This is a genomic window from Pseudomonas laurylsulfatiphila, from assembly GCF_002934665.1.
Classification (GTDB): Bacteria; Pseudomonadota; Gammaproteobacteria; order Pseudomonadales; family Pseudomonadaceae; genus Aquipseudomonas; species Aquipseudomonas laurylsulfatiphila.
Map to the genome: position 1 here is coordinate 207,265 of NZ_NIRS01000007.1, position 13,076 is coordinate 220,340.

18 protein-coding genes are annotated in these 13,076 nt (G+C 59.2%); 8 read left to right on the forward strand and 10 right to left on the reverse strand.

Annotated elements, in window-relative coordinates; genetic code table 11:
- The first annotated feature begins 27 nt into the window (after positions 1 to 27).
- Entirely contained in the window at positions 28 to 921 is an 894-nt protein-coding gene (locus CD175_RS25760; protein ID WP_104450943.1) for a ZIP family metal transporter, read from the forward strand.
- Positions 922 to 984: 63 nt separating this feature from the next.
- Here the strand turns inward: CD175_RS25760 and CD175_RS25765 are convergent, their stop codons facing one another.
- The 10 genes from CD175_RS25765 to CD175_RS25810 form a co-directional block, all read right to left on the reverse strand.
- On the reverse strand, positions 985 to 1,257 hold the full coding sequence (locus CD175_RS25765) for an HPr family phosphocarrier protein (RefSeq protein WP_104450944.1): 273 nt from the start codon (positions 1,255 to 1,257) through the stop codon (positions 985 to 987).
- A gap of 15 nt (positions 1,258 to 1,272) precedes the next feature.
- Positions 1,273 to 2,130, reverse strand: a complete 858-nt coding sequence (rapZ, locus tag CD175_RS25770) for an RNase adapter RapZ (RefSeq protein WP_104450945.1) — start codon at positions 2,128 to 2,130, stop codon at positions 1,273 to 1,275.
- Positions 2,131 to 2,132: 2 nt separating this feature from the next.
- Positions 2,133 to 2,597, reverse strand: coding sequence for a PTS IIA-like nitrogen regulatory protein PtsN (gene ptsN / locus CD175_RS25775; RefSeq protein ID WP_007986694.1), 465 nt, complete (start codon positions 2,595 to 2,597; stop codon positions 2,133 to 2,135).
- Between the two features lie 12 nt (positions 2,598 to 2,609).
- Complete coding sequence (gene hpf, locus CD175_RS25780) at positions 2,610 to 2,918, reverse strand: ribosome hibernation-promoting factor, HPF/YfiA family (RefSeq protein ID WP_007941242.1); 309 nt, start codon at positions 2,916 to 2,918, stop codon at positions 2,610 to 2,612.
- Positions 2,919 to 2,992: 74 nt separating this feature from the next.
- Positions 2,993 to 4,486 (reverse strand): RNA polymerase factor sigma-54, encoded by a 1,494-nt coding sequence (locus tag CD175_RS25785; RefSeq protein WP_095944267.1) that lies wholly within the window; start codon positions 4,484 to 4,486, stop codon positions 2,993 to 2,995.
- A 245-nt stretch (positions 4,487 to 4,731) separates the two neighbouring features.
- Positions 4,732 to 5,457, reverse strand: coding sequence for an LPS export ABC transporter ATP-binding protein (lptB, locus tag CD175_RS25790; RefSeq protein WP_046040048.1), 726 nt, complete (start codon positions 5,455 to 5,457; stop codon positions 4,732 to 4,734).
- Entirely contained in the window at positions 5,457 to 6,005 is a 549-nt protein-coding gene (lptA, locus tag CD175_RS25795) for a lipopolysaccharide transport periplasmic protein LptA (RefSeq protein ID WP_104450946.1), read from the reverse strand. The genes lptB and lptA overlap by 1 nt, the downstream gene beginning before the upstream one ends.
- Positions 5,992 to 6,564 (reverse strand): LPS export ABC transporter periplasmic protein LptC, encoded by a 573-nt coding sequence (lptC, locus tag CD175_RS25800; RefSeq protein ID WP_104450947.1) that lies wholly within the window; start codon positions 6,562 to 6,564, stop codon positions 5,992 to 5,994. Before lptC ends, lptA begins: the two co-directional genes overlap by 14 nt.
- A gap of 7 nt (positions 6,565 to 6,571) precedes the next feature.
- A complete protein-coding gene (locus CD175_RS25805; protein WP_008018712.1) occupies positions 6,572 to 7,096 on the reverse strand; it encodes a KdsC family phosphatase in 525 nt (174 codons plus the stop codon).
- Positions 7,096 to 8,070 carry a KpsF/GutQ family sugar-phosphate isomerase gene (locus tag CD175_RS25810; protein ID WP_104450948.1) on the reverse strand — a complete coding sequence of 325 codons (975 nt, stop codon included), beginning with the start codon at positions 8,068 to 8,070 and terminating at the stop codon, positions 7,096 to 7,098. The genes CD175_RS25805 and CD175_RS25810 overlap by 1 nt, the downstream gene beginning before the upstream one ends.
- Before the next feature lie 276 nt (positions 8,071 to 8,346).
- On the opposite strand from CD175_RS25810, the gene CD175_RS25815 reads away from it, so the two are divergent.
- The 7 genes from CD175_RS25815 (at position 8,347) to murA (ending at position 13,029) form a co-directional block, all read left to right on the forward strand.
- On the forward strand, positions 8,347 to 9,156 hold the full coding sequence (locus CD175_RS25815; RefSeq protein WP_104450949.1) for an ATP-binding cassette domain-containing protein: 810 nt from the start codon (positions 8,347 to 8,349) through the stop codon (positions 9,154 to 9,156).
- Positions 9,156 to 9,953 carry a lipid asymmetry maintenance ABC transporter permease subunit MlaE gene (gene mlaE / locus CD175_RS25820; RefSeq protein WP_007970268.1) on the forward strand — a complete coding sequence of 266 codons (798 nt, stop codon included), beginning with the start codon at positions 9,156 to 9,158 and terminating at the stop codon, positions 9,951 to 9,953. The genes CD175_RS25815 and mlaE overlap by 1 nt, the downstream gene beginning before the upstream one ends.
- Positions 9,953 to 10,420, forward strand: coding sequence for an outer membrane lipid asymmetry maintenance protein MlaD (gene mlaD, locus CD175_RS25825; RefSeq protein ID WP_007970271.1), 468 nt, complete (start codon positions 9,953 to 9,955; stop codon positions 10,418 to 10,420). Before mlaE ends, mlaD begins: the two co-directional genes overlap by 1 nt.
- Positions 10,421 to 10,431: 11 nt before the next feature.
- Positions 10,432 to 11,085, forward strand: a complete 654-nt coding sequence (locus CD175_RS25830) for an MlaC/ttg2D family ABC transporter substrate-binding protein (RefSeq protein ID WP_104450950.1) — start codon at positions 10,432 to 10,434, stop codon at positions 11,083 to 11,085.
- The gene (locus tag CD175_RS25835; RefSeq protein ID WP_007970274.1) at positions 11,082 to 11,387 is read left to right on the forward strand and encodes an STAS domain-containing protein; all 306 of its coding nucleotides are present in this window, start codon (positions 11,082 to 11,084) and stop codon (positions 11,385 to 11,387) included. The genes CD175_RS25830 and CD175_RS25835 overlap by 4 nt, the downstream gene beginning before the upstream one ends.
- A 114-nt stretch (positions 11,388 to 11,501) precedes the next feature.
- On the forward strand, positions 11,502 to 11,741 hold the full coding sequence (locus tag CD175_RS25840; protein ID WP_015093504.1) for a BolA family protein: 240 nt from the start codon (positions 11,502 to 11,504) through the stop codon (positions 11,739 to 11,741).
- Positions 11,742 to 11,763: 22 nt separating this feature from the next.
- Positions 11,764 to 13,029 (forward strand): UDP-N-acetylglucosamine 1-carboxyvinyltransferase, encoded by a 1,266-nt coding sequence (murA, locus tag CD175_RS25845; RefSeq protein ID WP_007970276.1) that lies wholly within the window; start codon positions 11,764 to 11,766, stop codon positions 13,027 to 13,029.
- The last annotated feature ends 47 nt before the right edge of the window (positions 13,030 to 13,076 follow it).

Here is a 13,076-nt window from a genome sequence, read left to right on the forward strand (position 1 = left end):
TTCTATAAAAAAAACCTGGGCTGGGCTATGGGCACTGAAACACTGGCGATTGGAAATGGACGGATGTTTCGTTACGCGTTTGGATCGCTGTTACTGCTGGCGGGCATGAGCCTATTGGTTGCCCATGGATTGGCATGGCTCGACCTTGAGCCGAGGTTGCTGCGCGCACTGCAGGGCGGTGCGATCTGCGCCCTGGGTACCGCGTTGGGCGCGGTACCGGTGTTGGTGATTCGGCGCATGCCGCAGGTGCTCAGCGACACTTTGCTTGGTTTTGGCGCTGGCGTGATGCTCGCGGCGACGGCATTTTCGTTGATCGTTCCGGGCATCTCTGCCGCTGAAGGGCTTGGACTGTCGCCTTGGGCATCCAGTGGGCTGATCAGCTTCGGCATTATGCTCGGCGCGTTCGGGTTGTTCCTGGTGGACCGGAAGGTCTCCGGTGCCAGCCCGGACATGCTGATCGGCACCCTGGAGCGCCCGGTCATTGCTCCGCGCATCTGGCTGTTCGTGTTTGCCATCGTCGCCCACAACATCCCGGAAGGCATGGCGGTCGGTGTTTCTGCCGGTGGCGGCATGCCTGAAGCCGACAGCCTGGCCATGGGCATTGCCTTGCAGGATGTGCCGGAAGGGTTGGTTATCGCCTTGGTACTGGCCGGGGCAGGGATGTCCCGGGTCAAGGCGTTCCTGATCGGTGCCGCATCAGGGTTGGTCGAACCGGTGTTCGCGCTGTTGTGCGCTTGGCTGGTGAGCCTGGCCGAGCTGCTGCTGCCTTTGGGGTTGGCGCTGGCGGCAGGGGCGATGTTGCTGGTGGTGACCCACGAAGTCATTCCCGAATCGCGCCGCAACGGTCATGACAAGCTTGCCAGCCTCGGGCTGCTGATGGGGTTCTGTTTGATGATGGTGATGGATACGGCGCTGGCCTGAAAAGATCGCGGCCTGCGGCGCAAACCACTGTAGGAGCTGCCGCAGGCTGCGATCTTTTGATCTTTATTCGCCTTCGTCGAAGAAATTGTTGATCAACGCCACCAGCGCATCCAGGGCTTCCTGTTCCTGCTCGCCTTCTGTGCTCAAGTGGATCGTGGTGCCTTTGCCGGCGGCCAGCATCATCATCGCCATGATGCTTTTGCCATCGACCATGGACGCTGGTGTGCGACCCGCCCTGATCTGGCACGGGAACTGACCCGCTACCCCAACGAATTTTGCAGAAGCACGGGCGTGCAGGCCCAGTTTATTGATGATTTCGATTTCCAGAGCAGGCATCGCGATGTGAATCCTTTAGCTGAGGTCGCGGTGGCGAACCTGGACGTTCTTCAGGGTTTTTTGCAGCACCTGCCCCAGACGCTCGGTCAGGTAGACGGAGCGGTGATGTCCGCCAGTGCAGCCAATGGCAATGGTGACGTAGGCGCGGTTGCTGGCGGCAAAACGAGGCAGCCACTTTAGCAGGTATGTGGAAATGTCCTGGAACATCTCTTCGACATCCGGCTGTGCCGCCAGGTATTCGGCAACCGGTTGATCGAGCCCGGACTGTTCGCGCAATTCCGGTTTCCAGTAAGGGTTGGGCAGGCAACGCACATCGAACACCAGGTCGGCGTCCACCGGCATGCCACGCTTGAATCCGAAGGATTCCACCAGGAACGCAGTACCGGGTTCTGGCTGGTTCAACAGGCGCAGCTTGATGGTGTCGCGCAGCTGATACAGGTTCAGGCTGGTGGTGTTGATCTTGAGATCGGCGAGGTCGGCAATCGGCCCGAGCAGGACGCTCTCGACGTTGATGGCCTCGGCCAGCGAGCGGTTGGCGTTGGTCAGGGGGTGACGTCGGCGGGTTTCCGAGAAACGCTTGAGCAGGGTTTCTTCGTCGGCGTCCAGGTACAGGACATCGCACTGAATGTGGCGGCTGCGGACTTCTTCGAGCAGCTCGGGGAAGCGTGACAGGTGGCTGGGCAGGTTGCGGGCGTCAATGGAAACAGCCACCAGCGGCTGCATCATCTCGGTATGAATCAACGCTCGTTCGGCCAGTTCCGGCAGCAGGCCGGCAGGCAGATTGTCGATGCAGTAGTAGCCGTTGTCCTCAAGAACATTGAGGGCGGTGCTTTTACCCGAGCCGGAACGGCCACTGACGATGATCAAGCGCATGATTACTGACCGTTTTGCTCGTCCAGGACAACCTGATACAGGGCTTCGTTGCTTGCGGCATGACGCAGTTTTTCGCGAACGTCCTTGCGGTCGAGCATGCTGGCGATCTGTCGCAGCAGCTCAAGGTGCGCATCGGTAGCGGCTTCCGGGACCAGCAGTACGAACAGCAGGTCAACCGGCGCGCCGTCGATGGCGTCGAAATCGATTGGGGCGTCCAGGTGCATCAAGGCACTGATGGGCGATACACAACCCTTGAGACGGCAGTGTGGAATCGCGATGCCGTTGCCAAAACCGGTGGAGCCGAGTTTTTCACGGGCAATCAGCGCCTCGAAGACATCTTGCATCTCCAGAGCCGGCACTTCGCGGGCGATCAGATTGGCAATTTGTTCGAGGGCTTTCTTTTTACTGCCGCCCGGCACGTTCACGAGGGAACGGCCGGGGGTCAGGATACTTTCAAGTCGGATCATGGGTTGGGAGTGTTAACGACCGGTTGCGCCCTGAAGGAGGCTCTGGGTCTTTTCCTTATGCTTTTTGAGTTGTTTATCCAGCTTGTCGGTGAGTGCATCGATCGCAGCGTACATATCGGTATGTTCCGCATTGGCGACCACTTCATTCCCGGGAATATGCAGCGTGGCTTCGATTTTCTGCTTCAGCTTCTCGACGGTCATCGTGACCTGCACGTTAGTGATCTTGTCGAAATGTCGCTCCAATCGTTCGAGTTTTTCGCCGATGTAGGTGCGAAGAGGTTCGGTCACTTCCAGTTGGTGTCCACTGATGTTGACTTGCATACAGCTTCTCCTTCGTTGCCAGTGCATAAAGCGGTAGATCAGATGATCTACCACTGGAACGCTGTGGCGTGGCTCTACATCAACCGCTTGCGTTCGCTCGAAGGCGCGATCCCGAGGGATTCGCGGTACTTGGCGACGGTGCGGCGAGCCACCTGAATGCCTTGTGCCTCCAGTAAACCAGCGATCTTGCTGTCACTCAACGGCTTTTTCTGATTTTCCGCGGCAACCAGTTTTTTGATGATCGCCCGGATCGCCGTGGACGAGCATTCGCCGCCTTCGGAGGTGCTTACGTGACTGGAGAAAAAGTATTTCAGTTCATAAATGCCCCGGGGGGTGTGCATGAACTTCTGGGTGGTCACCCGTGAAATCGTCGACTCATGCATGCCGACCGCTTCGGCGATGTCATGCAGGACCAGCGGCTTCATGGCTTCGTCGCCATATTCGAGGAACCCGCGCTGATGCTCCACGATCTGGGTGGCAACCTTCATCAGGGTTTCATTGCGGCTCTGCAGGCTCTTGATGAACCAGCGGGCTTCTTGCAACTGATTGCGCATGAACGTGTTGTCGGCGCTGGTATCGGCGCGGCGAACAAAACCGGCGTACTGGGCGTTGACCCGCAGCCGTGGCACCGACTCCTGATTCAACTCCACCAGCCAGCGCTCGTTGTCCTTTCGTACGATAACGTCAGGAACGACGTACTCGGCTTCCGTGGACTCGATCTGCGAGCCCGGGCGCGGGTTGAGGCTCTGGACCAGCTCTATGACCTGGCGCAGCTCATCTTCCTTGAGCTTCATGCGGCGCATCAACTGGCTGTAGTCGCGGCTGCCGAGCAGGTCGATGTAATCGGTCACAAGGCGCTTGGCTTCGGCCAGCCAAGGGGTCTTGGCTGGCAACTGGCGCAATTGCAGCAGCAGGCATTCGCCCAGGTTACGTGCGCCGATGCCGGCCGGCTCGAATTGCTGGATGCGGTGCAGGACGGCTTCGATTTCGTCCAGTTCGATGTCCAGTTCCGGATCGAAGGCTTCGAGGATTTCCTCGAGAGTTTCGTCCAGATAGCCCTGATTGTTGATGCAGTCGATCAGGGTCACGGCGATCAGGCGATCGGTGTCGGACATCGGAGCCAGGTTCAGTTGCCACAGCAAGTGGCTTTGCAGGCTTTCACCGGCCGAGGTGCGGGTGGTGAAGTCCCACTCGTCATCGTCATTGCTGGGCAGGCTGCTGGCGCTGGTCTGGTAAACGTCTTCCCACGCGGTGTCGACGGGGAGTTCATTGGGGATGCGCTCGTTCCAGTCACCCTCTTCGAGGTTATCAACCGTCGGGGCGCTTTCCTGGTAGGAGGGTTCCTGGATATCGGTGTTGGGCTTTTGTTCGGCGTTGTCGGCCAAGGGGTCGGAATTGTCGAAGTCGTCGCCTTCTTCCTGGCGTTCGAGCATCGGATTGGACTCCAGGGCCTCCTGGATTTCCTGTTGCAGGTCCAGGGTCGACAATTGGAGCAGGCGGATGGCCTGTTGCAGCTGAGGTGTCATCGTCAGCTGCTGGCCCATTCTCAAGACTAGCGATGGTTTCATGGCAGGGGCTTAACACCTTATTCGCCGGCGCACATGCGCCATCCACTACAGGGCGCCGGGGCGCCAAACATAAGCAAATTATATGCCTGAAACTGAAGGATTTGCCTAGAGCGCTGTAACAATAAAAAACTATAAATTTGTGTTGCGGTGCTGCCCTTGTTGGGAGCCGAACATGCAGGTTTGCATGAGGCGCCGATGAATCGCGAGACGGGTGCCCGGGCAGCTGCCTGGGCACACCTCAGCGTTTACAGGCGGAACTCATGGCCCAGGTACACTTCCTTCACCAGATTGTTGGCCAGGATGGTCTCTGCGTCACCTTCGGCGATCAGTTGGCCGTCGTTGACGATATAGGCGGTTTCACAGATATCCAGGGTTTCACGAACGTTGTGGTCCGTGATCAGCACGCCAATGCCTTTGGCCTTGAGGTGGTAAATGATCTGTTTGATGTCGCCGACCGAGATCGGGTCCACGCCGGCGAACGGTTCATCGAGGAGGATGAACTTCGGGTTGGTGGCCAGGGCGCGGGCGATTTCCACGCGGCGGCGCTCACCACCGGACAGGCTCATGCCGAGGTTGTCGCGGATGTGGCTGATGTGGAATTCCTGCAGCAGGCTTTCCAGCTCCTTGCGACGACCGGCCTTGTCGAGCTCCTTGCGGGTCTCGAGGATGGCCATGATGTTGTCGGCCACCGACAGTTTGCGGAAGATCGATGCTTCCTGCGGCAAATAGCCGATACCGGCTTTTGCACGGCCGTGCATCGGCTGGTGGCTGACGTCCAGGTCATCGATCAGGACGCGGCCCTGGTCGGCTTGCACCAGGCCGACGATCATGTAGAAGCAGGTGGTCTTGCCGGCGCCGTTCGGGCCAAGCAGGCCGACGATCTGACCGCTGTCGATGGACAGGCTGACATCACGCACGACCTGGCGGCTCTTGTAGCTCTTGGCCAGATGCTGAGCTTTCAGAGTTGCCATTACTGGGCCTTTTTCTCGTCGGTTTTCTTCTTCGGCTGGATCACCATGTCGATGCGCGGACGCGACTCGGTGACCTTGCTGCCGGTGGCGCGCCCGGCGCTGGCCAGCTTCTTCTCGGTGTCGTAAACGATTTTCTCGCCTTGGGTGACGTTGTTGTCCTTGTCGACAACCTTGGCCTTGTCGATCAGCACGACGCGATTTTGCGTGGCGTGATACTGGATGGTCACGCCCCAGCCCTGAACAGGCTTGGTATCGCCAGCCGTCTGCAATTGCTCGAAGTACGCCAGGTTGCCCACCGAGGTCACTACGTCAATGTCGCCAGTCGGGGTGCGGGTGATGGTAACTGTGTTGCCTGTCACCTTCATCGAGCCTTGGGTGATGATCACGTCACCCTTATAGGTAGCAATACCTTGTTTGTCGTCCAGTTGGGCATCGTCGGCCTGAATGCGGATAGGCTGCTGTTGGTCTTCCGGCAGAGCCCAGGCGCTCACGCTTCCCAGTGCTGCGCCCAGACTGAGCAAAATCGGGAGGGTTTTAACGAGCCTCATACTGTCCTCTTACGTTCGATAGCAGGTGTATCCTGCTTTCTTTCAAATACGCTTTCATTCCCTTGCCAGTCGAAACACCGCCAGCGCCGTCGATTCTAACGTCTTGCTCGGTCTGCGCATATTGCTGCTGCGGGAACACGGTCATGCGGGTGCTGGTGATCAGGGTCTTGCGGTTTTTCTCGTCGAAGCGCGTGATGCGCACATCATCGATCAGCTCGACCTGCGTGCCGTCAGGGTTGACCTCGCCGCGCAGGCTCTGGACGTGCCACGGGAACTCAGTGCCGCGGAACACGTTCAGGTCGGGGTTGGTCAGCAGTGTCACCTCGGTCGCCTTCAGGTGCTCGACCTTGTCGGACACCAGATCATATTGCAGCTTGCCGTCCGGCAGGTACTGCACGCTGTGGGCGTTGATAGCGTAATAGTCGATCGCGCTTTCATCGACCGGCGTTACCGGCTTGTCGAGGAAGCGTTCCGGGCTGATGTTCCAGTAGCCAACCGCGGCGAATATCGCCGCGATGCAACTGTACAGCAGGGTGTTGCGAAACTTTTTGCTCAGCATATCGGGCTCACAGGTACGCCGCATTGGCCGCATCGAGGCGGTCCTGGGCGCGCAGGATCAATTCGCAGAACTCGCGAGCGGCACCTTCGCCGCCGCGGGCGAGGGTGATGCCGTGAGCATGTTCGCGCACGAAACTGGCGGCATTGGCTACCGCCATGCCCAGGCCTACGCGGCGAATCACCGGCAAGTCCGGCAGGTCGTCGCCGAGGTAGGCCACCTGCTCATAGCTCAAATTCAGTTGGGCCAGCAGTTCGTCGAGTACCACCAGTTTGTCTTCGCGGCCCTGATACAGGTGCGGGATGCCGAGGTTTTTGGCTCGCCGCTCGACCACCGGGGTCTTGCGGCCACTGATGATGGCAGTTTGCACTCCAGCGGCCATCAGCATCTTGATGCCCTGGCCGTCGAGCGTGTTGAACGTCTTGAATTCGCTACCGTCTTCGAGGAAGTACAGGCGTCCATCGGTCAGCACGCCGTCGACATCGAACACCGCCAGTTTGATCTGTTTGCCGCGTTGCAGCAGGTCCGCACTCATTACATTACTCCTGCACGCAGCAAGTCGTGCATGTTCAAGGCACCGACCGGGCGGTCTTCGCTGTCGACCACGACCAGCGCGTTGATTTTATGGTCTTCCATGATTTTCAGCGCTTCGGCGGCCAGCATTTCGGCGCGGGCGGTCTTGCCATGGGCCGTCATGACCTGGTCGATGACAGCGCTGTGGATGTCGATGCTGCGGTCCAGTGTGCGGCGCAAATCACCATCGGTGAAGATTCCGGCGAGCTTGCCGTCGGCCTCGAGGATGACGGTCATGCCCAGGCCCTTGCGGGTCATTTCCATCAAGGCGTCCTTGAGCAGGGTGCCGCGCCGGACCTGCGGCAGTTCCTGGCCGGCGTGCATGACATTTTCCACTTTCAGCAGCAGGCGTCGGCCCAGGGCGCCGCCGGGATGGGAAAAGGCGAAGTCTTCGGCGGTAAAGCCACGGGCTTCCAGCAGCGCGACCGCCAGGGCATCACCCATGACCAGGGCGGCGGTGGTCGACGAGGTGGGTGCCAGGTTCAACGGGCAGGCTTCGTGTTCGACGTGAACATTCAGGTTGACCTCGGCGGCCTTGGCCAGCGGCGAATCAGGGTTGCCGGTCATGCTGATCAACTGTATGCCCAGGCGCTTGATCAGTGGCAGCAGGGTGACGATTTCATTGGTGGAGCCGGAATTCGAGAGCGCCAGAATGATGTCGTCGCGGGTGATCATGCCCATGTCACCATGGCTGGCTTCCGCCGGGTGCACAAAAAATGCCGTGGTGCCGGTGCTGGCCAGGGTTGCGGCGATCTTGTTGCCGACGTGCCCCGACTTGCCCATGCCAACCACGACCACGCGGCCTTTGCTGGCCAGAATCATCTCGCAAGCGCGTACGAAATCTGCGTCGATATGGGGTAGCAAGCCTTGCACGGCTTCTACTTCGAGGCGGATGGTGCGTTGTGCTGATTGAATCAGGTCGTTGGATTGGCTCATGTCAGAAATCGTATAGCCTGATGAAAAGGCGGCGATTATAGCGGTTATGATCGAATCCCTCACGCAAGTTCGTCGCGCATTGTTATTTTCAGTTACCTGAAAGCTTCTAAATGGGGCTTTCAACCTGTCATGCAGTTGAACATGACCCGGCTTTGGCCTTGGGCGCGCAGCCTTTGCAGTGATATAGTTCGCCGCCAGTTCGGCCTGCCCGGGAGGTATGTGCTTTTGTCAGAAAGCCAGGCGTCCGAGTGAGAGGCTGCATCGCAAGGAGTTTAGATGAGTGCCGATAACGCCTACGCGGTCGAGCTGAAGGGACTGTCCTTCAAGCGCGGTGCGCGCAGCATTTTCAACAATGTCGATATCCGTATCCCGCGCGGCAAGGTCACCGGCATCATGGGGCCTTCAGGGTGTGGCAAGACCACGCTTCTGCGTCTGATGGGCGCCCAGCTGCGGCCCACCAAGGGCGAAGTCTGGGTCAACGGTCAGAACCTGCCAAAACTGTCGCGCAGCGACCTGTTCGATGCGCGCAAGCATATGGGCGTGCTGTTTCAGAGCGGCGCGCTGTTTACCGACCTCGATGTCTTCGAGAATGTCGCGTTTCCGCTGCGGGTTCACACGCAACTGCCGGAAGAAATGATCCGCGACATCGTCCTGCTCAAATTGCAGGCAGTGGGTTTGCGCGGTGCCATCGACCTGATGCCCGACGAGCTTTCCGGCGGCATGAAGCGCCGAGTTGCGCTGGCCCGGGCGATTGCGCTCGATCCACAGATCCTCATGTACGACGAACCCTTTGTTGGCCAGGATCCCATCGCCATGGGCGTTCTGGTGCGCCTGATTCGCTTGCTCAACGATGCGCTGGGCATCACCAGCATCGTGGTTTCCCACGACCTGGCCGAGACCGCGAGCATTGCCGATTACATTTATGTGGTGGGCGATGGTCAGGTGTTGGGGCAGGGGACCCCGGACGAATTGATGAACTCGGATGAACCGCGTATTCGCCAGTTCATGACTGGCGAACCCGATGGCCCGGTTCCGTACCACTTTCCAGCGACGGATTACCGCGCAGATATTCTGGGGAAGCGCTGATGCGCAGAATTTCATTGATGGAACGCGTTCGCCGCTTCGGCCAGGCCGGCATCGATGTGCTGGCGGTGTTCGGGCGTTCGGCCTTGTTCCTGTTTCATGCCTTGCTTGGTCGCGGTGGTATCGGTGGCGGCTTCGGGCTGCTGGTCAAGCAGCTGCATTCGGTGGGCGTGATGTCCCTGGTGATCATCGTGGTCTCCGGGGTGTTCATCGGCATGGTGCTGGCGCTGCAGGGCTTCAACATCCTTTCCAGCTACGGTTCGGAACAGGCTGTCGGGCAGATGGTTGCGCTGACGCTGCTGCGGGAACTGGGGCCGGTGGTGACCGCCTTGCTGTTCGCCGGGCGCGCCGGTTCGGCGTTGACCGCGGAAATCGGCAACATGAAGTCCACCGAGCAGTTGTCCAGCCTGGAAATGATCGGGGTTGACCCGCTCAAGTACATCATCGCGCCACGCTTGTGGGCCGGCTTCATTTCCCTGCCGGTGCTGGCGATGATTTTCAGCGTGGTGGGCATCTGGGGCGGCTCGTGGGTCGCTGTCGACTGGCTGGGGGTCTATGAAGGTTCCTACTGGTCGAACATGCAGAACAGCGTGACGTTCACTGAGGATGTGCTCAACGGGATCATCAAAAGCATCGTCTTTGCCTTTGTCGTGACCTGGATCGCCGTATTCCAAGGCTATGACTGCGAACCCACTTCCGAGGGGATCAGTCGTGCCACTACCAAGACCGTTGTCTATGCCTCGTTGGCAGTGCTCGGCCTGGACTTTATTCTGACCGCCTTGATGTTTGGAGATTTCTGATGCAAAACCGCACCCTGGAAATCGGTGTCGGCCTTTTCTTGCTGGCTGGCATCCTGGCTTTGCTCTTGTTGGCGTTGCGGGTCAGTGGGCTGTCCCCGACTCCGAGCACCGACACCTATAAACTTTACGCCTACTTCGACAATATCGCCGGTTTGACTGTCAGAGCAAAGGTGACCATGGCCGGTGTGACCATCGGCAAGGTCACGGCCATCGATCTGGATCGCGACAGCTTTACCGGTCGGGTGACCATGCAGCTGGAAAAACGCATCGATAATCTGCCTGCGGACTCCACTGCATCTATCCTGACCGCAGGACTGTTGGGCGAGAAGTACATCGGTATCAGCGTGGGCGGGGAAGACACCCTGCTCAAGGATGGTGGAACCATCCATGACACGCAGTCATCGCTGGTGCTCGAGGACCTGATCGGTAAATTCCTGCTCAATACCGTTAGCAAAGAAGCTAAATGAGGAACTGTTAAATGATCTCTACCTTGCGACGTGGCCTGTTGGTAATGCTCGCGGTGTTTCCGTTGGTGTCCCACGCCGTAGCGGCGCCTTCGGCGCACGATCTGGTGCAGGACACAACCAACCGTATGCTCGCGGACCTGGCGGCAAACAAAGAGAAGTACAAGCAGGATCCGCAAGACTTTTATACGGCGCTGAACACCATCGTCGGGCCGGTCGTGGATGCCGAGGGTATTTCCAAGAGCATCATGACGGTCAAGTACTCGCGCAAAGCTACGCCTGCGCAGATGAAGACCTTCGAAGAAAACTTCAAGCGGGGCTTGTTCCAGTTCTATGGCAATGCCTTGCTGGAGTACAACAACCAGGGCATCACCGTTGAACCGGCCAAAGACGAATCGGGCGACCGGACCAGCGTTGGCATGACTGTCAAAGGCAGCAGCGGCGCGATCTATCCAGTGTCCTACACGCTGGAAAAGATCAATGGCGAGTGGAAACTGCGTAACGTCATCATCAACGGCATCAATATCGGCAAGCTGTTCCGCGATCAGTTCGCCGATGCGATGCAGCGCAATGGCAACGACCTGGACAAGACCATCAATGGTTGGGCCGGGGAAGTCGCCAAGGCCAAGGAAGCCACCGACAAGAAGCCAGAGCAGTCAGCCCAATGAGTGAGTCGGCAGTCCAGATGGACGAAGCGGGTGAGCTGCGACTCAGTGGCGTGCTGGATTACCGCACCGGCCCTGGCCTGCGTGAGCAGGGCAAGGCGCTGATCAAGGCCAGCAAGGCTGCGGCGCTGGTGGTCGATTGTTCGGCGGTGACCAAGTCCAGCAGTGTCGGTTTGTCGTTGCTGCTGTGCTTCATCCGCGATGCTCAGGCGGCCGGCAAGGCGTTGAGCATCCGTGGAATGCCGGAAGACATGCGTGAAATCGCTCAGGTCAGCGAGCTGACCGAGCTGTTGGCGCATCCCTAACCCGCATCTATAAAGAAGCCCCCCGTCAGAGTCCTGCTTCGCGGGGTTCGCAGGCGCGGGGCTTTTTTGTATGATGTCCGACCCGCGCGCACAGGGCGCCGATTGAGGTTGAGCATGCAGGCCGTAGAAGTGAAGAGCTTCCTTGAAGGAAAGCTGCCCGGAACGTTGGTAGAAGTCGAGGGCGAAGGCTGCAATTTCCAGCTGAATGTGATTAGCGATGAACTGGCGGCGATGAGCCCGGTGAAGCGTCAGCAGCAGATCTATGCCCATTTGAACCCATGGATCACCGATGGCAGCATCCATGCGGTCACAATGAAATTTTTCAGCAGCGCGGCCTGGGCCGAGCGCACCTGAGCCCAAGGGCGTCGAGATTCTTATGGATAAATTGATTATTACTGGCGGTGCTCGTCTTGACGGCGAAATCCGCATCTCCGGGGCAAAGAACTCTGCCCTGCCGATCCTTGCTGCCACGCTGCTTTGCGATGGTCCGGTGACCGTTGCCAACCTGCCGCACCTGCACGACATCACCACCATGATCGAACTGTTCGGTCGCATGGGGATCGAGCCGGTGATCGACGAAAAACTCGCCGTCGAAATCGACCCGCGCACCATCAAGACCCTGGTAGCACCGTACGAACTGGTTAAAACCATGCGTGCGTCGATCCTGGTGCTGGGCCCGATGGTTGCCCGTTTCGGCGAAGCCGAAGTCGCGCTGCCTGGCGGTTGCGCCATCGGTTCGCGTCCGGTTGACCTGCACATCCGTGGCCTGGAAGCCATGGGCGCAGTCATCGACGTCGAAGGCGGCTACATCAAGGCCAAGGCGCCTGAGGGCGGCTTGCGCGGTGCGCACTTCTTCTTCGACACCGTCAGCGTGACCGGTACCGAAAACATCATGATGGCTGCCGCGCTGGCCAAGGGCCGTAGCGTCCTGGCCAACGCCGCGCGCGAACCTGAAGTGGTCGACCTGGCGAACTTCCTGAACGCCATGGGCGCCAAGGTTTCCGGCGCCGGCACCGACACCATCACCATCGATGGCGTCGAGCGTCTGCACACCACCACTTACAAAGTGATGCCGGACCGTATCGAAACCGGTACCTACCTGGTTGCCGCTGCCGTGACCGGCGGCCGCGTGAAGGTCAAGGACACGGATCCGACCATCCTCGAAGCCGTTCTGGAAAAACTCCGGGAGTCCGGTGCCGAAATCACCTGCGGCGAAGACTGGATCGAGCTGAACATGCACGGCAAGCGTCCGAAAGCCGTCAACGTGCGGACCGCTCCGTACCCGGCGTTCCCGACCGACATGCAAGCGCAGTTCATCTCCCTCAACGCCATTGCCGAAGGCACGGGTGCTGTGATCGAGACGATCTTCGAAAACCGCTTCATGCACGTCTACGAACTGCACCGCATGGGCGCCAAGATCCAGGTCGAGGGCAACACCGCGATCGTCACTGGCACCGAGAAACTCAAGGGCGCGCCAGTGATGGCCACCGACCTGCGTGCTTCGGCCAGCCTGGTCATCTCGGCCCTGGTTGCCGAGGGCGACACCCTGATCGACCGCATCTACCACATAGACCGTGGCTACGAGTGCATCGAGGAAAAACTGCAGATGCTGGGCGCCAAGATCCGTCGCGTTCCGGGCTAGTAGTGCTGCATGGGCATAAGGACATGCCCGTTGATTTGTTGAAGTCG